The following is a 19,995-nucleotide window of genomic DNA, read 5'->3' as shown; positions in this document are numbered from 1 at the left end:
AGGCCCGCCGCCTTTCGTGTCATCGACTGAAATCATAGATATGGGCTTGCCGTTATCTTACCCCTCCTTCAAGCTGGATTGGCGCACGGATTATGCTGAATCTGACGTACCAAAGAGGAGGAAATCACGATATGGGTCAATTCCACGCCACCACGATTTTTGCGGTGAGGCATAAAGGAGAGGCCGCCATTGCTGGAGACGGGCAAGTGACTTTTGGCAATCAAATGATCATGAAGCACGGTGCTAAAAAAGTGCGCCGTTTGTATAAAGGGCAAGTGTTGGCCGGATTTGCCGGCTCTGTTGCCGACGCCATCACCCTATTTGAGAAGTTTGAAGCCAAGCTGGAGGAGTTTCACGGCAATCTGGCCCGTGCCGCTGTCGAGCTGGCTAAAGAGTGGCGGACGGATAAAATGTTGCGCCAATTGGAGGCGATGATGATCGTACTGAACCGTGAGCAATTGCTTCTCATCTCGGGGACGGGGGAAGTGATCGAACCCGATGACGAAGTGTTGGCCATCGGATCAGGCGGGAGCTATGCATTGTCCGCCGGGAGGGCGTTAAAACGGTATGCTCCTGATCTGACAGCGCGGGAAATCGCATATGCCGCACTCAGCATTGCCAGTGAAGTGTGTGTCTTTACCAATGACCAAATCATTGTGGAGGAGATTTGACATGACGCTATTGAATCCCCAACAAAAATGGACTCCACGACAAATTGTGGCGGAATTGGATAAATACATCGTGGGCCAGGATAAAGCGAAACGGGCAGTGGCCATCGCGCTTCGTAACCGTTACCGTCGTTCGCTCTTGCCCGATGACCTGAAAGAGGAAGTGATGCCCAAAAACATTTTGATGATCGGTCCAACAGGTGTCGGGAAAACGGAGATTGCCCGCCGCTTGGCCAAGCTTGTTGGAGCGCCGTTCGTCAAATTGGAGGCGACCAAGTTCACCGAAGTGGGCTATGTAGGGCGCGACGTAGAATCAATGGTGCGCGATCTGGTTGAAACAGGTATTCGTATGGTAAAACAGGAGAAATTGGAAAGTGTAAAAGAGCAGGCGCGACAATTGGCGGATGAACGAATTGTCGAAATATTGGTACCGGAGAAAAAAGCGGCGTCTGCCTTTAAAAATCCATTGGAGCTACTTTTCCAGCAAAATAGCGGATCATCTAGCCAGGCGCAAGATCCCAGTGAGCAAGCGCGCATCCGCAGTGAGCGGCAACAGATGAGGGAGAAACTGGCAAGGGGTGAGTTGGAAGAACAGATCATCGAAATTGAGGTAGAAGAGCAAGCCCCCATGATGGATATGTTTCAAGGCATGGGCATCGACCAGATGGGCATGAACATGCAAGAGATGTTGGGGCAATTTATGCCTAAGAAAAAGAAGCGCCGCCGTTTGAAAGTGAAAGACGCGCGCGAAGTCTTGATTCAACAGGAAGGCCAGAAGCTGATCGACATGGACATGGTGACCCAAGACGCGATCGAGCGCGTTGAACAATCCGGCATCATCTTCCTTGACGAGATTGACAAAATCGCTGGCAAAGACCGGCACGGACCGGATGTTTCCCGAGAAGGGGTTCAGCGGGACATTCTGCCTATCGTAGAAGGCTCTACAGTGATGACCAAATACGGCCCGGTCAAAACCGACCATATCTTGTTCATTGCTGCCGGGGCTTTCCACGTGTCCAAACCTTCCGATCTCATTCCCGAATTGCAAGGACGGTTCCCTATTCGGGTTGAACTGGATGACTTGACCGCCGACGACTTTGTTCGCATTCTGACTGAGCCGAAAAGTGCTTTGATCAAACAATACACGGCTTTGTTAGAAACCGAAGGGATTCAGGTGACATTCACTCCTGAAGCCATTCAGGAATTGGCCCGCTTGGCCGCTGAAGTGAACCGTTCCACGGAAAACATCGGAGCGCGGCGGTTGCACACCATTCTGGAATGCCTCCTGGAAGAATTGTCGTTTGAGGCTCCTGAGATCAGAATGGGCGAAATTACGATCACGCCGCAATATGTCAAACAGCGCCTGCAGGATATTGCCGAGGATCGCGATTTGAGTCAATACATCTTATAGAGAGGAGAATGAGGGCGATGCATCTCCTGTCCAAGTCGAGGCGAATCAATCGCTTGTTGCAACAGGCAGAGGGACGGGCGGTCAGCTTTATGGAGATGTCCCGCATCATGAGCGAGGTGATCGCATGCAACATCTATGTGATCAGCCGCAAAGGGAAAATATTGGGATGTGGAAGTCCTGTGTCGGGAACCGGAGTAGAGCTTGAAAATATGAATGCGGGTGAAAAGATTACTGCCGAAATCAACGCCCAATTGCTCGGATTCTCAGAAACGAATGCCAATATTGAGTCGCTGGGCGAATTACATTTTGCCAACCCGGCGCCGCTTTCCCCTTATTTCACCATTGTTCCCATCCAAGGAGGGGGTGAGCGGCTGGGTACATTGTTGCTCGCGCGCCTGGGTAATCCGTTTGTCCATGATGATCTGGTGTTGGCGGAAGTGGCGGCGACTGTCGTCGGCATGGAGATTTTCCGCCAAAAAGCGGAGAAAGCGGCGGGAGACGCACGGTGCCGGGCCATGGTGCAATTGGCGATCGACTCTTTGTCCTTCAGCGAACTTGAGGCGGTCGAGGAGATTTTTGAAGAGATGGACGGCAAAGAAGGGTTGCTGGTCGCCAGCCGCATTGCGGATCGGGCCGGAATCACCCGCTCGGTTATCGTTAACGCCTTGCGGAAGCTGGAAAGTGCGGGTGTTATCGAATCCCGTTCACTGGGCATGAAAGGGACGCACATCAAGATTTTAAACGACCATCTATCGCCGGCATTGGAAAAACTACGCAGTTCTTAACAAATCGCGATTACAACTTGCGTAGCCGAATAGGGATATGGTATATTCTTGAATGGTGCGAACACACACGTCGAGGTAGCGGGCAGGTGGTGCCGGTTTGATCCCGGTTACTGTCCTCGATGACTTCGGCGGAGGATAAAAACCAAACTTAAGGAGGACTTACCCATATGGCAGTTGTATCCATGAAACAATTGTTGGAAGCCGGGGTACACTTCGGACACCAAACCCGTCGTTGGAACCCCAAAATGAGCAAGTACATCTTCACCGAACGTAACGGAATCTACATCATCGACCTGCAAAAAACCGTCAAAATGATGGAACAAGCGTACAACTTCGTACGCGAACTGTCTGCGAACGGCGGCAACGTCCTGTTCGTTGGTACCAAAAAACAAGCGCAAGAGGCAGTGAAAGAAGAAGCTGCGCGTTGCGATATGTTCTATGTGAACCACCGTTGGTTGGGTGGTACGCTCACCAACTTCCAAACCATCCGCAAACGCATCGAGCGCCTGCATGATTTGGAGCGTATGGAAGAAGACGGCACGTTTGATGTGCTTCCGAAAAAAGAAGTTATTCTTCTGAAGAAGGAGCAAGCCAAACTGGAGAAATTCTTGGGCGGCATCAAGCACATGAAAAAACTGCCTGACGCTCTCTTCGTGATCGACCCGCGCAAAGAGCGCATCGCGGTGGCCGAAGCTCGCAAGCTCAACATCCCAATCGTGGCGATTGTTGACACCAACTGCGATCCGGACGAAGTCGATTATGTCATCCCGGGTAACGATGATGCCATCCGTGCCGTTCGTCTGTTCACCGGCAAAATTGCTGATGCGATTTTGGAAGGTCGTCAAGGCGAGCAACAAAGCACAACTGCTTCTTAATGAGTGAAAGAGGGTGGCATGAAACAAATGCGTTTCTTGCCCACCCCTTTTTATACGCAAAAAACTTAAGGAGGACCTCACATGGCAATTACTGCTGCTATGGTAAAGGAACTGCGCGAAAAAACCGGCGCAGGCATGATGGATTGTAAAAAAGCACTCACCGAAACTGGTGGGGACATGAACAAAGCGATCGAGTACCTGCGTGAGAAAGGGATCGCCAAAGCTGAGAAAAAATCGGACCGCATTGCGGCTGAGGGGATTGTTGAATCCTACATACATGCTGGCGGACGGATCGGCGTGCTCGTTGAAGTAAACTGTGAGACCGATTTCGTTGCCAAAAACGAAGATTTCCGTCAATTCGTTAAAGATGTTGCGATGCAAATCGCTGCGATGAGCCCCAAATATGTTCGTCGTGAAGAAATCCCACAAGAAGAGATCGAAAAAGAGCGTGAAATCCTCAGACAACAAGCCCTGCAAGAAGGCAAACCGGCTAACATCGTCGACAAAATGGTGGAAGGCCGCCTGACCAAACACTTCAAAGAAATCTGCTTGGTTGACCAAGCATTCGTGAAAGACTCCGACAAAACGATTGACCAAGTAACCAAAGAATTGATCGCCAGAATTGGAGAAAACATCAACATTCGCCGTTTCGTCCGCTTCGAGATGGGTGAAGGTCTTGAAAAACGCCAAGACAACTTCGTAGAAGAAGTAATGGCTCAAGTGAAGAAAGACTAAGGCAGTTATATAGGGGAACACGGCCAATGTGTTCCCCTTTTTTTAAGACAAGTTGCATATTGGTTGGAACGGAGGAACGTCATGAGTACTCCCAAGTACAAACGGGTTGTCTTGAAGTTGAGCGGTGAAGCTTTGGCAGGAGGAATGGGCTACGGCATCGAATCTAATGTGATTCACTCTTTGGCCAAACAGATCAAAGAGGTTGTGGAACTTGGCGTGGAAGTGGCTGTCGTGGTTGGCGGCGGCAATATCTGGCGTGGGATTAAAGGGTCCGAGCGGGGCATTGACCGGGCCACGGCCGATTATATGGGGATGCTGGCTACAGTGATGAACTCCCTCGCATTGCAAGATGCGCTGGAGAGCATGGACGTCCCCACCCGTGTGCAATCTTCCATTGAAATGCGGCAAGTGGCCGAGCCTTACATCCGCCGGCGCGCAATTCGCCATCTGGAGAAAGGGCGTGTCGTGATTTTTGCAGCTGGAAACGGCAACCCATTCTTCTCTACAGACACGACCGCCGCGCTTCGAGCTGCCGAAATTGAGGCGGAAGTGATCTTGATGGCGAAAAACGGTGTGGACGGCGTCTACACAGCCGATCCCTCCAAAGATCCCAATGCGGAAAAATATGAATCGCTCACATACCTCGAGATCCTCAGCAAAGGGCTGAAGGTGATGGACTCCACTGCTTCCTCACTGTGCATGGACAACAATATTCCGCTGATTGTCTTCAACATCTCTGAAGAAGGCAATATTCGCCGCGTTCTATTAGGAGAACATATTGGAACATTGGTAAAGGGGAGCGTATAAGTATGAACCAGGTGAAAAACCAGGCGCAAGACAAAATGGACAAGGCCATCCAAGTGTTGAAGAAAGACTTGTTGACACTGCGTGCGGGACGGGCTAATCCTGCGATTCTGGATAAGGTGATGGTTGAATATTATGGTTCTGAGATGCCAATCAACCAAACCGCCAACATCTCGGCGCCGGACCCGCGCACGCTGTTGATCCAGCCTTGGGACAAATCCGTTCTGAACGAGATTGAGCGTGCGATCTTGAAATCGGAGTTGGGGTTGACCCCAACCAATGACGGGAGTGTCATTCGCATCACCATTCCGGCACTGACGGAAGAACGCCGGACTGAGTTGGTAAAAGTGGCGCGCAAAATGGGTGAAGAAGCGAAAATCGCCATCCGTAACGTTCGCCGGGATGCCAATGATGAGCTGAAAAAAATGGAGAAAAACGGAGACATTCCTGAAGACACTTCCCGTCGTGGCCAAGAAGAAATTCAAAAACTGACAGACCGTTTCATCAAAGAAGTGGACCAAGTGGTGGGAGATAAAGAGAAAGAAATCATGGAGATTTAACGTGGTTCAATAGAGCATGGTCTGGGTGGGAACCCCTTCGCTTTCGAGGGGGTTTTCTATCTACATTAGCCTTGCTTGTCTGGGGCGTGTCTGAACAAGTCAGACGGCCGGGGGCCGTTTTCATGACACGCCCTGGCGAGATGAGTTCTTGGTTCGGGGGAATGTTCTATGATCAAATCGTTGAAGCGCTTTGTAAGTGCAGAAAATCCAGATAAAGGCGCGAAAAGAACGAAAGAGGAACTGTTGGAATCCATCAAGTCTGCGCCCTTGCCGGAGCATGTTGCCATCATCACAGATGGAAACGGGCGATGGGCCAAAAAGCGCGGCCTTCCGCGTACAGCGGGCCATGCCCAAGGAATGAAGCGTGTGCGCGAAACCATTCGCGCCGCTGATGCGCTGGGAATCAAAGTGCTAACGTTCTATTCCTTTTCCACAGAGAATTGGAAACGTCCGCAAGACGAAGTGGAATACTTGATGAAATTGCCTATTGAATTTTTGAAGACCGACTTGAATGAATTGATCGAGCGTAACGTAAAAGTGCAAATGCTGGGCGAGAAAAGCAAAACTCCCTCGGCCACTCAGCAAGCCCTGTTGGCGTTTGAAGAGAAAACCAAAGATAATACGGGTCTTATCCTAAATTTTGCGATCAATTACGGTTCTCGGGATGAAATCCTTCAAGCCGTTCACCGGATTATAGATGACGTACAAAATGGTCATATTGATAAGGAACAAGTGAATGAACAATTGATGAGTCAATATTTGTTGACCAAGGGATTGCCTGATCCCGACTTAGTCATTCGCACCAGCGGGGAAATCCGCGTCAGCAATTTCTTGTTGTGGCAATTGGCGTATAGCGAACTGTTGTTTACGGATGTACTTTGGCCTGACTTTACCGATGAAATATTCTATGAAGCGATCGAAGACTTTCAAGGTCGTTCGCGTCGGTTTGGAGCGGTGTAATAGACAGGGGAATAGTATATGAAGGAACGTATCATTACAGGTGTATTAGGGGCTGTGGGATTCTTGCTCATCGCCTATGCAGGCGGCTGGCTGTATACGGGTATGATGTTTTTGTTGGCCGTTCTTTCGTTTTTGGAATATGCCAAAATGAATCGGACTCCCCTCACCAGCTTGCAAACGCTCATCGGTGTCGGGATTGTTGCGCTGTTGTTTTTAAGCGGCTTGATAAAAGAGCATATGCTGCCCACAGCGGCTTTCTTGCAGGACCCCGCCCCCATGATGTGTGGCCTTGCCCTTTACATGGTTCTGATCGTTCTGAGCCGAAATCGGTTTGATCTCTTTCAGATGGCTTATCTGTTTGTCGGTGCCATATATATAGGGTATGGGTTTTCCTACATGATGCAGACGATTTGGAAACCGGACGGTTTGACATGGTCGCTGTTGGCGATCTTGGTAACGTGGGCCAATGATTCAGGTGCGTATTTCATCGGCAAACGATGGGGCCAACGCAAATTGTGGCCGGACATCAGCCCCAATAAGACGATTGAAGGATCGCTCGGCGGAGTGCTGTTTGGACTGATAATGAGTCTGATCATCTGCATTGTGTCGGGATTGGGCAACATTATGTTTGCAATTGGAATCGGTTTGTTGATCACGATCGTGGGGCAAGTGGGCGATTTGGTGGAGTCCGCTTGGAAACGAAGTGTAGGCGTGAAGGATTCCGGCACCATATTGCCCGGACATGGCGGTGTGTTGGATCGTTTTGATAGTCTTATTTTCACGTTTATCATCTTGTATCTGTTTCAGGTGGTGTAAAGGGGAGGAATAAAGATGCCGGAGAAGATAGCGATTCTCGGCTCGACGGGCTCAATTGGGACGAGTACGTTGGATGTGGTTGCACAGCATCCAGAGGAATATCAAGTGGTTGCCCTGGCTGCCGGAACCAATGTCGATAAAATGATTGAGCAAGTAAAACAATTTCAACCATTGCTTGTCGCCATGAAAACGAAAGAGGCGGCTGAGCGAGTGGCACGGGAAATCCCATCCCACATCAACGTGTTGTGGGGCGAGAAAGGCATGCTAGAAGTGGCGGCACATCAGGATGCGACGGTTGTTTTGTCGGCGTTGGTGGGGAGTGCGGGGTTAAGGCCTACCTTGGCCGCCATTCGGGCGAAGAAGAAAGTGGCCTTAGCCAACAAAGAAACACTGGTGACGGCAGGTCATATCGTCACAGCCGAAGCCAAACGGAACGGTGTCCCCATTCTTCCCGTCGACAGCGAGCATTCCGCGATCTTTCAATGTTTGAACGGAGAACATTTTGAAGATGTTGTGCGGTTGTTGGTGACCGCCTCCGGTGGGTCCTTCCGGGATCGCACAAGGGAAGAGTTGAAAGACGTTACTGTGGAAATGGCGCTGAAACATCCGAACTGGGCCATGGGCGCCAAAGTCACCATCGATTCGGCAACGATGATGAACAAAGGCTTTGAAGTGATTGAAGCACACTGGTTATTTGATTTGCCATATGAGAAAATAGATGTAATTCTTCATCCTCAAAGCATTATTCATTCCTTGGTCGAATTTCGCGATGGGGCGGTCATGGCTCAGCTCGGCACACCGGATATGAAAGTGCCTATCCAATACGCGCTGTCCTATCCGCGCCGGTTGCCGCTGATGACAGAGCGGTTGGACTTGCTGAAGTTGGCTCGGCTCGATTTCCGCCCAGCTGATTTTAACCGGTATCCGTGTTTGCGGATGGCTTATGAAGCGGGTAAAGCTGGAGGAACCATGACGACCGTTTTAAATGCGGCCAATGAAGTTGCAGTCGCCGCCTTCCTCAAAGGAAACTGTTCCTTCTTGATGATCGAAGAAGTGTTGGAGCGAGCGCTAAATGCGCACACTCCGGTTTCCTGCCCATCGCTGGAAGAAATTGATGAAGCCGACATGTGGGCACGGCAATTTGCTTCCGACGTCATGCTGCACTCGGTGTAGATGGTTTGAGGCTGTTGATTACCGGATGGTGGTGAAAACCCATGCAACAAGTGATTGTGTTTATATTGGTGCTGAGTTTTTTGGTGTTTATCCATGAGTTGGGCCATTTTCTCTTCGCCAAGCGTGCAGGGATATTGGTCAGGGAGTTTGCGATCGGTTTTGGACCGAAGATTTTCGGTAAGATCCACGGGGAAACGTTGTATTCGATTCGGGCCTTGCCGTTGGGCGGCTTTGTGCGCATGGCTGGTGAAGATGCCGAGTTGGTGGAGTTGAAAACGGGCACGCTTGTTTATGCTACGCAGACGGCAGACAAGCTGGATCATGTCTACCTTTACGAGCCGCCGCAACAAGATCAAGCGGTCGTAATGGGTCGCGTGGTGGAGGCTGACTTGGAGAAGGAGCTTTACATCTTGCTCGAAGATCAAGATGGCCGCGAGCATCGCTATGCACTGCATCCCCAGGCGATGATTCATTACGATCAGAAAAATGTGATGCAGATCGCACCCTTGGATCGTCAGTTTGGTTCTAAAACGACTGGACAAAAGGCGATGGCCATTTTTGCCGGCCCCTTGTTCAACATTGTGTTGACGGTGATCCTCTTTACCGTGCTTACGATGATGTCTGGAATCGAAGATCGGTTGCCAGTGGATGAAGTAGTGGCCAATTCGCCTGCAGCCAAAGCCGGTATCCAGGCTGGGGATTTGATCACGGCGGTTGATGGCAAAGAAGTCCGGAATATGGATCAATTGCGGTATGCGTTGATCGAGTCCAAAGGCCAGGAAGTGAAGGTGACCGTCAAGCGCGGTGAGCAGGTGAAGGAATTCGGGGTCACCCCTCAAAAAAATGGGGAATTGTATCAAATTGGTGTGCAGTTTCTCCAAGATGAGATGAGACGGGATGCTTCGTTCGGGGAAGCGATCGGTGCAGGATTTACCAAGACGTATGATTGGACGGTTATGATCGTGGACAGCCTTGGCAAATTGGTGACAGGCCAAATGTCTGTTGAAAGCCTCGGCGGTCCGGTCCAGATGGGTAATATCACCGGGAAGGCCGCTCAGAGCGGGATCGAACCTTTGATCCAGATCACCGCACTGTTGAGTTTAAACTTGGGGATTTTCAACCTGCTTCCTATTCCGGCCCTAGATGGCAGTCGGCTTGTTTTTATCGGTTTGGAGGCAATCCGTCGCCGGCCGATTGACCCCACGAAAGAAAGCATGGTGCATTTTGTCGGCTTTGCACTGTTGATGATGCTGATGATTTTCGTTACATACAACGACATCAGAAAGATCTTTTTTTCGTAGGTTTCAATTAAACCGAAGTTCATCTGATATGGGCTTCGGTTTTTCTCATGTCGTGAATTTGCATCCGATGCGTGCCAAGCCAATTAAGTGGGCTGTTGAAGTGTTGGGAAACGATGTACCTGATGCCATTTGTCATGTGTGAAGCGAAGGGGAAATAAAACATCGGCTTTTATCTCTTCGTGATTTTTTGTATGATTATGAGTGATGTAGCGTAATGGAAAAAGAGAGGGATTGTTGTATGCGGCAAAAAAATGCACTTATGCCGACTTTGCGTACGGTAAGTGAAGCGGAAATGGTCAGCCATCAATTGATGTTACGGGCGGGATATATCCGCCAATTGGCGGCGGGATTTTATACATATCTGCCATTGGGATATCGCGTCTTAAACAAAGTGTCGAACATCGTGCGGGAAGAGATGGATCGCATTGGAGCCCAAGAGTTGTTGCTCCCAGCACTCCATCCATCTGAACTGTGGCAAGAGACGGGTCGTTGGGACGCGTACGGCCCGGAACTGTTCAAAGTGAAAGACCGCCATGACCGGGAATTCGCGGCTGGGCCGACCCATGAAGAGGTGATTACCAATCTGTTGCGGGGAGAGATCAATTCCTACAAAAAACTGCCTATGTCCCTGTACCAGATCCAAACCAAATTCCGTGACGAAAAACGGCCTCGCTCCGGCCTGTTGCGCGGGCGTGAGTTTTTGATGAAAGACGCCTATTCTTTCCATGCTGATCGGGAGTCGCTTGACAAAACGTATGAAGACATGTACCAAGCTTACCAAAACATTTTCACCCGATTGGGTCTTGACTTCCGTGCGGTAGAAGCGGATGCAGGGGCAATTGGTGGGAAAGGCACCCATGAATTCATGGTCTTGTCTGATGCCGGTGAAGATACGATCGCGATGTGTGCTTCGTGTGACTACGCGGCTAATATTGAGATGGCGACCGTCGTTGGCGAAACGCAAGCAGAGGAGCGAGTGGCAGGCTCAGCTATTGAAAAGGTAGCCACCCCAGGAAAACGCTCGATTGAAGAAGTCGCGTCATTCTTGCAAGTGGGCCCGGAACGGTTGGTGAAAAGCTTGTTGTTCGTTGTTGACGGTGAACCTGTGCTGGTTCTGGTGCGCGGTGACCACGAAGTGAATGATGTGAAAGTGAAAAATCTGTTGGAAGGCACCGTGTGTGAATTGGCAGATGAGGAAACTGTTCGCCGAGTGGCTGGCGTTCCGAGCGGGTTTGTGGGGCCGGTCGGCTTGAAGGAACAGGTGAAGGTGCTGGCAGACCAAGCCGTCATGCAGTTGGGTAGCCTGATTGTGGGTGCCAATGAAGTAGACGCTCATCTGATGCACGTTCAGGTCGATCGTGACTTTACTGTCGATTTGGTGGGCGATCTGCGCAACATCCAAGAAGGTGACGTTTGCCCGCGTTGCGGCGGCGCGATCCATTTTAAGCGCGGAATTGAAGTGGGCCATGTCTTTAAACTAGGCACGCGCTACAGTGAAGCGATGAACGCCCGTTTCTTGGACGCAAATGGAAAGGAACAACCTTTCATCATGGGTTGCTATGGAATCGGTATTTCCCGTGTGGTGGCGTCTGTCATTGAACAGCACCATGACGAAAACGGCATTATCTGGCCGGTTGCGGTGGCACCGTTCACTGTTCACCTGATTGCCGTCAATATGAAGAATGAAGAACAGAGCAAGGTGGCCGAGAGCTTGTATGCGGAATTGAAGCAAGCGGGCATCGAAGTTCTGTTTGACGACCGTTTGGAGCGGGCAGGCGTGAAATTCAAAGATGCCGACCTGCTCGGCATTCCCGTCCGGATCACTGTGGGAGCCAAAGCGGGTGAGGGTCTCGTTGAGATCAAACTGCGCCGCTCGGGCGAGAGTAAGGAAGTGGCGGTTGCCGATCTGCTGAATGAATTGCCGGCTTGGATTAAGCGAGCTGACCAATAAGTTATGTGGAAGAACCCCCTTTCCCAAATCAATTTGGAGAAAGGGGTTTTTTGTTGTGTGTGATCCCATGTTATTAAAGAGGGTTTAAAGATAAATGGAATAATCATGTAGCAAAGACTGGTTGCTGACTATTTTTAGATCAAAAGCCGTTTTAACACCTATCTTCTCTACAAAGTAAGACTTGTCCATCAAATAAATACTTTCAAGCGCTATTCATAACTAACTCAAATGATTACATACATTTTTTTGTTCTATACATTCCTTTGGGTTGCTTTGTCATGGAAAATCTCCTGCTTTGATGTTTAACGTATGGTGTTGGCCGAGAAATGATGGATCATGCGGTGCAAATAGGAGTGTGCCGAGTGATACCTATCAAAATCGTTCCCCTCTGCATGAATGTGACATGTTTATTTATCATAAAAATTCAGCTTGAGGAGTAGGCATCAGCACGACGCATTTATCGGGGAAGATAGGAGCTTGTATCTGATTCCGTGAAAGCGTCCTTTTGGTGATTTGTTCGCTTCTTCGGCTCATCAGGTTTTTATATTAGAAAGAGATTTATTTATGTGCGTGATAGAATTGATAACAGCAAAGTGCTTGATAACACTGGCTTTTGAGAAGATGCGAGATCGCTGTGAAAAAGAAAGCTATATTTTTTCTAAAAAACTACTTGCAATGATTTTATAGGCGTGATATATTATTTCTTATCGCCGCGATGCGGTGATAACAAAGAGAGACGCACCTTGAAAATTAGATATGGAATAAAGCAACGAGGTTAAGAAGGAGATTCTTCTTAGATCGTCGATGTTGCAAATCACCGAGGAGATACCGAGCGGCATAGTGATGTGCCGGATAAACCTGGTAGGTTAAGCTACTAAGGGCACACGGTGGATGCCTTGGCGCTAGGGGCCGATGAAGGACGGGACGAACTCCGATAAGCTTCGGGGAGCTGTAAGTAAGCTTTGATCCGGAGATTTCCGAATGGGGCAACCCACCAGCTTGAAGAGCTGGTACCGCCACCTGAATCCATAGGGTGGTCGGGGGCAGACCAGGGGAACTGAAACATCTAAGTACCCTGAGGAAGAGAAAGCAAACGCGATTCCCTGAGTAGCGGCGAGCGAAACGGGAACAGCCCAAACCGATGGCACAAGGCCATCGGGGTTGTAGGACGTCTCACACGGAGTCACAAAGGGAGCGAATAGGTGAACTGGTCCTGGAAAGGCCGGCAATATAAGGTAACAGCCCTGTAACCGAAATTCGTTCCCCTCCGAGACGGATCCTGAGTACCGCGGGACACGTGAAACCCCGTGGGAAGCTGGGAGGACCACCTCCCAAGGCTAAATACTCCCTAGCGACCGATAGTGAACCAGTACCGTGAGGGAAAGGTGAAAAGCACCCCGGGAGGGGAGTGAAAGAGAACCTGAAACCGTGTGCTTACAACCAGTCGGAGTCCCCTTGAGGGATGACGGCGTGCCTTTTGTAGAATGAACCGGCGAGTAACGGTTGCGTGCAAGGTTAAGGTGAAAAGCTGGAGCCGCAGCGAAAGCGAGTCTGAACAGGGCGCTTGAGTACGTAGTCGTTGACCCGAAACCGGGTGATCTACCCATGTCCAGGATGAAGTTCCGGTAACACGGAATGGAGGTCCGAACCTGTTGGTGTTGAAAAACCATAGGATGAGGTGTGGGTAGGGGTGAAATGCCAATCGAACCCGGAGATAGCTGGTTCTCCCCGAAATAGCTTTAGGGCTAGCCCCGGATCAAGAGTCATGGAGGTAGAGCACTGATTGGGCTAGGGGCCCCCACAGGGTTACCGAACTCAGTTAAACTCCGAATGCCATCGACTCATATCCGGGAGTCAGACTGCGAGTGCTAAGATCCGTAGTCAAGAGGGAAACAGCCCAGACCACCAGCTAAGGTCCCCAAGTAATCGTTAAGTGGCAAAGGATGTGGAGTTGCCCAGACAACCAGGATGTTGGCTTAGAAGCAGCCACCATTCAAAGAGTGCGTAATAGCTCACTGGTCAAGTGACTCTGCGCCGAAAATGTAACGGGGCTAAACGATTCACCGAAGCTGTGGATGCCGCCACATTCACTCTGTCTTTCATGATCGTCGGCGAAGGACATTTGCCGAAAACATCTTTTCGGCTAAATGCCATAGCGAAACGATGTGTGGAAGCTGGAGTGAATGCGGTGGCATGGTAGGGGAGCGTTCCAAGCAGCAGCGAAGCTGCTTCGTGAGAAGTGGTGGAGCGCTTGGAAGTGAGAATGCCGGTATGAGTAGCGAAAAGAGGGGTGAGAATCCCCTCCACCGTAAGCCTAAGGTTTCCTGAGGAAGGTTCGTCCGCTCAGGGTTAGTCGGGACCTAAGCTGAGGCCGAAAGGCGTAGGCGATGGACAACAGGTTGATATTCCTGTACCACCTATTTTCGTTTGTACGATGGGGGGACGCAGGAGGGTAGGGAATCGCGCGACTGGAAGTGCGCGTCCAAGCAGTGAGGCCGAAAGGATAGGCAAATCCGTCCTTTCTACAGGCTGGGCTGTGATGGCGAGGGAAATTATCAGTACCGAAGTTCCTGATCTCACACTGCCAAGAAAAGCCTCTAGGAGAAAATAGGTGCCCGTACCGCAAACCGACACAGGTAGGCGAGGAGAGAATCCTAAGGTGCTCGGGAAAACTCTCGTTAAGGAACTCGGCAAAATGACCCCGTAACTTCGGGAGAAGGGGTGCCCCGGTAGGGTGAAAGCCCGAGGGGGCCGCAGTGAAGAGGTCCAGGCGACTGTTTAGCAAAAACACAGGTCTCTGCTAAGCCGCAAGGCGATGTATAGGGGCTGACGCCTGCCCGGTGCTGGAAGGTTAAGGGGAAGGGTTAGCGCAAGCGAAGCTCTGAACCGAAGCCCCAGTAAACGGCGGCCGTAACTATAACGGTCCTAAGGTAGCGAAATTCCTTGTCGGGTAAGTTCCGACCCGCACGAAAGGCGTAACGATCTGGACGCTGTCTCAACGAGAGACCCGGTGAAATTGTACTGCCAGTGAAGATGCTGGCTACCCGCGACAAGACGGAAAGACCCCGTGGAGCTTTACTGTAGCCTGATATTGAATCTAGGTACGACTTGTACAGGATAGGTGGGAGTCTGAGAAGCCGGAGCGCCAGCTTCGGTGGAGACGCCGGTGGGATACCACTCTGGTCGTATCGGGGTTCTAACTCGCCGCCGTCACCCGGCGGGAGGACCGTGTCAGGTGGGCAGTTTGACTGGGGCGGTCGCCTCCTAAAAAGTAACGGAGGCGCTCTAAGGTTCCCTCAGCGCGGTCGGAAATCGCGCTCCAGAGTGCAAAGGCAGAAGGGAGCTTGACTGCGAGACCTACAAGTCGAGCAGGGACGAAAGTCGGACTTAGTGATCCGGTGGTTCCGAGTGGAAGGGCCATCGCTCAACGGATAAAAGCTACCCCGGGGATAACAGGCTTATCTCCCCCAAGAGTCCACATCGACGGGGAGGTTTGGCACCTCGATGTCGGCTCATCGCATCCTGGGGCTGTAGTAGGTCCCAAGGGTTGGGCTGTTCGCCCATTAAAGCGGTACGCGAGCTGGGTTCAGAACGTCGTGAGACAGTTCGGTCCCTATCTGTCGTGGGCGTAGGAAATTTGAGAGGAGCTGTCCTTAGTACGAGAGGACCGGGATGGACGCACCTCTGGTGTACCAGTTGTTCCGCCAGGAGCACCGCTGGGTAGCCAAGTGCGGACGGGATAAGCGCTGAAAGCATCTAAGCGCGAAGCCCCCCTCAAGATGAGATTTCCCATTCCCCTGTGGAAGTAAGACCCCTTGCAGATGACGAGGTTGATCGGTCCGGGGTGTAAGCGCAGCAATGCGTTTAGCTGACGGATACGAATCGGTCGAGGGCTTATCCTACTTCATCTCTTCATCTTGCAACGCGCTTTATTCCATTCTAATTTTGAAGGTGTGGCAAGGTTTGCATCATATCTGAGCAACACCTGATTACAATGAAAACATGTGCCCTTAGCTCAGCTGGATAGAGCGTTTGACTACGGATCAAAAGGTCGGGAGTTCGAATCTTCCAGGGCACGCCAATATTGCCTGGTGATGATGGCGGAGGGGATCCACCCGTTCCCATACCGAACACGGAAGTTAAGCCCTCCAGCGCCGATGGTACTTGGGCTTAAGCCCTGGGAGAGTAGGTCGTTGCCAGGCATATCCCATCTTTTGATGGGAACGGCGCGGGGTGGAGCAGTCTGGTAGCTCGTCGGGCTCATAACCCGAAGGTCGCAGGTTCAAATCCTGTCCCCGCAACCAAATATGGCGGCGTAGCTCATTTGGCTAGAGCGTACGGTTCATACCCGTGAGGTCGGGGGTTCGAGGCCCTCCGCCGCTATTAATAAGATGATCAACCCCATTGGGGTTGATGAGGCTGCTGACAAACTGCCTTGAAAGGCAGGGTCAGCAGCCTTTTTTGTCGAATCAATAAAAAACACTCTATAAGGAGTTTTTTCTATGTTTAGAACAAACCCGAGTAAAGAACATCAACCAGAACTAGTTAACATAGAAGAATTAGTTCCACGAGATCACTTGTTACGGAAAATTAATGAAACGATCGACTTCTCCTTCATTGCTGAGAAATGTAAAGAATTATACTGCCAAGATAATGGGCGTCCATGTCTTGACCCAATTATGTTATTTAAAATGCTACTCATTGGATATTTGTTCGGCATTCGTTCCGAACGCCGACTCATTGAGGAGATTAAAGTTAACATCGCTTACCGTTGGTTTGTAGGGTTATCTCTAACCGACCCAGTCCCACATGCATCTACTTTCAGTCAAAACCGTCGAAGACGGTTCCAAAGCTCCACTATTTATCAGGAAATATTTGATGAAATTGTCATTCAGGCGATCCAACATGGATTTATTCAAGGAAAAGAGCTTTTTAGTGACTCCACTTTTCTTAAAGCCAATGCCAATAAAGGAAAGTTCAAAAAACAATTAGTTAAAGTTACTCCCAAAGGATATATGGATGATTTAGAACAAGCAATTGAGCAAGATCGAGAAGAGCACGGAAAGAAGCCTTTAAAAAAAAAGCCCATAAAGGTTGAAACGAAAGAAATTCGTGTAAGTACGACCGATCCAGATAGTGGTTATATGGTTCGAGATGGAAAACCCGAAGGCTTTTTCTATCTCGATCATCGTACTGTCGATGGTTTACATAACTTCATTACAGATGTATTTGTTACACCAGGAAATGTCCATGATTCAGTTCCTTATTTAGAAAGGTTAAATCGTCAGAAAAGCCGCTTCGGCTTTTCGGTGAAAGCTGTTGCTCTGGATTCTGGTTATTTAACTATGCCTATTTGTCGTGAATTGAGAGGACAAGGAATCTTTACGGTTATTGCACATCGGAGTTTTCGACCAGATAAAGACCTCTTTCCGAAATGGAGATTTAAGTATATTCCTGAGCAAGATGTATATCTTTGTCCAGCAAAGCATCAACTTACATATCGAACGACCAACCGTGAAGGATACAGACAGTACAAATCCAATCCCGAGATTTGTAAGCAATGTCCTTTTCTTAAGAATTGCACAAAGTCAAAGAACCACACAAAAATCCTAACACGTCATGTATGGGAAGATGCAAAAGAGTGGGTTAGACAAAATCGCTTGAGCCCACGTGGAAAAACTTTATATAAGCGTCGAAAAGAAACGATTGAACGTAGCTTCGCTGACGCGAAGGAACTTCATGGTCTTCGATACGCACGCTACAGGGGGCTTGCAAAAATTCAAGAGCAATGCCTCCTAACTGCTGTGGCTCAAAACATAAAAAAGTTGGCTATGCTGCTTTCGAGAGCAGGTAAGGGAGGTGGTTTTAAGTTTATATGGGTTGATATTCATCCATTAATTGTTTATATCCCTTTTATATACAAAAACCCTGCGATCAACAAAGTTGATTCGCAGGGTTTGTCAACATTCTCATCAACCCCATTGGGGTTGATCTTTTTTGTTTGCAAAGCTGTTTCAAAAGGGTATGTAAGTAACGGATTTTGAAAAAATCATTTGCATAGCTAATAGTTCTTTAAACTATATGAAGTTATATTCAATTTGTTGTAGCGAAACATGATGAGCAGGTGGTTTCGATAACATAAATGATTAACCGTTTGAAAGCAGATGTGAAATGGGGTTTTCTATAGAAAAGTACGACCGAACCAGCTTTTAAAAAGTTGGTTTACTTTTAATCCCTGTAACATGTTGAAGTTATAAGTTTGATCCTTAGATACAAAACAAGGACCTTTAGACAAAGCGGTCAGATGTTTAACAATATATTCTTGTGTTAAAATAGAGAAAGTTAAGTGATATAACAGTCAATTACAGTTATGACACTTATAATTTCAATAGCGGATGGAGATCAAAATGAACATAATAACTCTTTTATCTTACGTAAGTGGCTTGGCCGTTGTAGGTTACTTTATAATAATGCTATATCTTCATGTTAAATTCAAAAATTACAATCCGATTTATCATGCTGTAAGTGATTATGGTGTTGGCGAATCTAGGAAGTTACAAGTTTTATCAGGAGTATGTCACATCATATCGTCGCTGTTACTTGTCTTTGTTTTGTTATGTTGGGATAAAGATTTTCACTTTAAGACAGCTGCTATCATCATGTTAGGGATAAGAGCGCTGACGATTTTAGGGGTACTTGTTTTTCCCACTGACCTCGAAGGAGAAAAAAGGACCACAACAGGAAGGTTGCATTATTTGTCTGCAATCATTCAGTTTACAATGACTGCGACAATTATTTTTAATTTAACTCCAGTATTCGTTCAAATGGGTATAAGTTCAGCATATGCAACTACTTTGGTAATTCTCACTTGGATCACCAAAATATCTTTAATAGGTGTTATTTTAGGTATGTTTGTCTCGCCAATAAAAAAGATTTTTGGCTTAGTAGAGAGAGGCTTTTTGTTTTCCAGTGCACTTTATTTTTTGATTTTCAGCATCATGCTACCAACTCTCATTTCATTACATTAGACCAATCCCCCACTCTTTAAACAAGAGTGGGGGATTGGTCTAATCCCAAAATAAATGTTTGTTGTTTGAACTGAAAGAGTATTTATATCTTTTTATTGGATCGCATTGACTCTCCATATTGGTATTGCAATTGTTGCAAGGGACCTACCGATGAGAAGAACAAAAGCAATAACGCTTTTGGACAGCCAAAACGTTCTACTGTAATCATCAGTTTTGGGATCACACAATCCAGAACTTGAAGTGAGATAAGCAATGAGTAGTTAATATATATTTATCCTGAGCAGTCTGGTTGTCAAAAGGAGCAGTGATGTAATCCAAAACACCAATGAGCGCAAATACACCACCAAGAACAATATCAAAAATTGAGCATAGGTAATTTTCTGGGCAACATGGAGTTATGTTATATATTAAAAAAGGATTGATTTTATTGTGTGACCATGCTATGTTATTACATGTTGCTTTTATCACGTTATTTGATGACTTGAAATAACAAAAAAGCAGTTGACATTTATCGAGGGAAATGATAAGATATTTCTTGTCGCCGCGAAATGAGCGGTGCAAAATGATATGAAGTGTTCCTTGAAAACTAAAGAGTGACAACGTGACCTGTCAATTCGATGAAACACTAAACACTAAAGTGTTAAGTGTTTCACAACTCCGCGAGCTTTGCTCGGCGGAGTATCAACTTCGAGCATAGACTCAAACCTCAGTTTCACACGTTGGTGTGAAACCTTTAACGGAGAGTTTGATCCTGGCTCAGGATGAACGCTGGCGGCATGCCTAATACATGCAAGTCGTGCGGGGGTCTTCGGATCCTAGCGGCGAACGGGTGAGTAACACGTGGGCAACCTGCCCGTAAGACTGGGATAACTCCGGGAAACCGGTGCTAATACCAGATAATCTCTTTCTCCGCATGGAGAAAGAGTAA

At 48.6% G+C, this 19,995-nt stretch carries 13 protein-coding genes, 3 tRNA genes, 3 rRNA genes and 1 pseudogene (1 of these 20 only partly in view); all 20 read left to right on the top strand.

The window, feature by feature from the left end:
• The first annotated feature begins 131 nt into the window (after positions 1–131).
• Positions 132–671, top strand: a complete 540-nt coding sequence (gene hslV, locus NYR52_RS10290; protein ID WP_132222089.1) for an ATP-dependent protease subunit HslV — start codon at positions 132–134, stop codon at positions 669–671.
• A 1-nt stretch (position 672) separates the two neighbouring features.
• Positions 673–2,079 (top strand): ATP-dependent protease ATPase subunit HslU, encoded by a 1,407-nt coding sequence (hslU, locus tag NYR52_RS10285; RefSeq protein WP_211341922.1) that lies wholly within the window; start codon positions 673–675, stop codon positions 2,077–2,079.
• A gap of 17 nt (positions 2,080–2,096) precedes the next feature.
• On the top strand, positions 2,097–2,864 hold the full coding sequence (gene codY / locus NYR52_RS10280) for a GTP-sensing pleiotropic transcriptional regulator CodY (RefSeq protein ID WP_259435585.1): 768 nt from the start codon (positions 2,097–2,099) through the stop codon (positions 2,862–2,864).
• A 167-nt stretch (positions 2,865–3,031) separates the two neighbouring features.
• Positions 3,032–3,739 (top strand): 30S ribosomal protein S2, encoded by a 708-nt coding sequence (rpsB, locus tag NYR52_RS10275; RefSeq protein ID WP_022736264.1) that lies wholly within the window; start codon positions 3,032–3,034, stop codon positions 3,737–3,739.
• A gap of 81 nt (positions 3,740–3,820) precedes the next feature.
• Complete coding sequence (gene tsf / locus NYR52_RS10270) at positions 3,821–4,474, top strand: translation elongation factor Ts (RefSeq protein WP_132222085.1); 654 nt, start codon at positions 3,821–3,823, stop codon at positions 4,472–4,474.
• A gap of 81 nt (positions 4,475–4,555) precedes the next feature.
• Complete coding sequence (gene pyrH, locus NYR52_RS10265; protein WP_022736262.1) at positions 4,556–5,281, top strand: UMP kinase; 726 nt, start codon at positions 4,556–4,558, stop codon at positions 5,279–5,281.
• A gap of 2 nt (positions 5,282–5,283) precedes the next feature.
• Complete coding sequence (gene frr, locus NYR52_RS10260) at positions 5,284–5,838, top strand: ribosome recycling factor (protein WP_022736261.1); 555 nt, start codon at positions 5,284–5,286, stop codon at positions 5,836–5,838.
• 168 nt (positions 5,839–6,006) lie between these two features.
• A complete protein-coding gene (gene uppS, locus NYR52_RS10255; RefSeq protein ID WP_132222081.1) occupies positions 6,007–6,798 on the top strand; it encodes an undecaprenyl pyrophosphate synthase in 792 nt (263 codons plus the stop codon).
• Positions 6,799–6,816: 18 nt separating this feature from the next.
• Entirely contained in the window at positions 6,817–7,614 is a 798-nt protein-coding gene (locus NYR52_RS10250; protein WP_132222079.1) for a phosphatidate cytidylyltransferase, read from the top strand.
• A gap of 15 nt (positions 7,615–7,629) precedes the next feature.
• Positions 7,630–8,787, top strand: coding sequence for a 1-deoxy-D-xylulose-5-phosphate reductoisomerase (locus tag NYR52_RS10245; RefSeq protein WP_132222077.1), 1,158 nt, complete (start codon positions 7,630–7,632; stop codon positions 8,785–8,787).
• 41 nt (positions 8,788–8,828) lie between these two features.
• Positions 8,829–10,088, top strand: coding sequence for an RIP metalloprotease RseP (gene rseP, locus NYR52_RS10240; RefSeq protein ID WP_132222075.1), 1,260 nt, complete (start codon positions 8,829–8,831; stop codon positions 10,086–10,088).
• Positions 10,089–10,326: 238 nt separating this feature from the next.
• Positions 10,327–12,039 (top strand): proline--tRNA ligase, encoded by a 1,713-nt coding sequence (locus NYR52_RS10235; RefSeq protein ID WP_259435584.1) that lies wholly within the window; start codon positions 10,327–10,329, stop codon positions 12,037–12,039.
• A gap of 864 nt (positions 12,040–12,903) precedes the next feature.
• Positions 12,904–15,941, top strand: a 23S ribosomal RNA gene (locus tag NYR52_RS10230).
• A gap of 102 nt (positions 15,942–16,043) precedes the next feature.
• A tRNA-Arg gene (locus tag NYR52_RS10225) sits at positions 16,044–16,120 on the top strand.
• Between the two features lie 6 nt (positions 16,121–16,126).
• A 5S ribosomal RNA gene (gene rrf / locus NYR52_RS10220) occupies positions 16,127–16,241 on the top strand.
• 25 nt (positions 16,242–16,266) lie between these two features.
• Positions 16,267–16,343: transfer RNA gene (locus NYR52_RS10215), tRNA-Met, on the top strand.
• Positions 16,344–16,348: 5 nt separating this feature from the next.
• Positions 16,349–16,422, top strand: a tRNA-Met gene (locus tag NYR52_RS10210).
• A 119-nt stretch (positions 16,423–16,541) separates the two neighbouring features.
• A pseudogene (locus tag NYR52_RS10205) lies at positions 16,542–17,891 on the top strand (IS1182 family transposase); the annotation flags it as partial.
• A gap of 555 nt (positions 17,892–18,446) precedes the next feature.
• Positions 18,447–19,067: a DUF998 domain-containing protein gene (locus NYR52_RS10200; RefSeq protein ID WP_158283431.1), complete on the top strand. Its 621-nt coding sequence runs from the start codon at positions 18,447–18,449 to the stop codon at positions 19,065–19,067.
• A gap of 733 nt (positions 19,068–19,800) precedes the next feature.
• A 16S ribosomal RNA gene (locus NYR52_RS10195) occupies positions 19,801–19,995 on the top strand (it continues 1,309 nt past the right edge of the window).

The organism is Laceyella sacchari, assembly GCF_024927925.1.
GTDB lineage: Bacteria > Bacillota > Bacilli > Thermoactinomycetales > Thermoactinomycetaceae > Laceyella > Laceyella sacchari.
The sequence above is the reverse complement of the archived record's forward strand: the minus strand, read 5'-3'. Positions and strand labels throughout refer to the sequence as shown.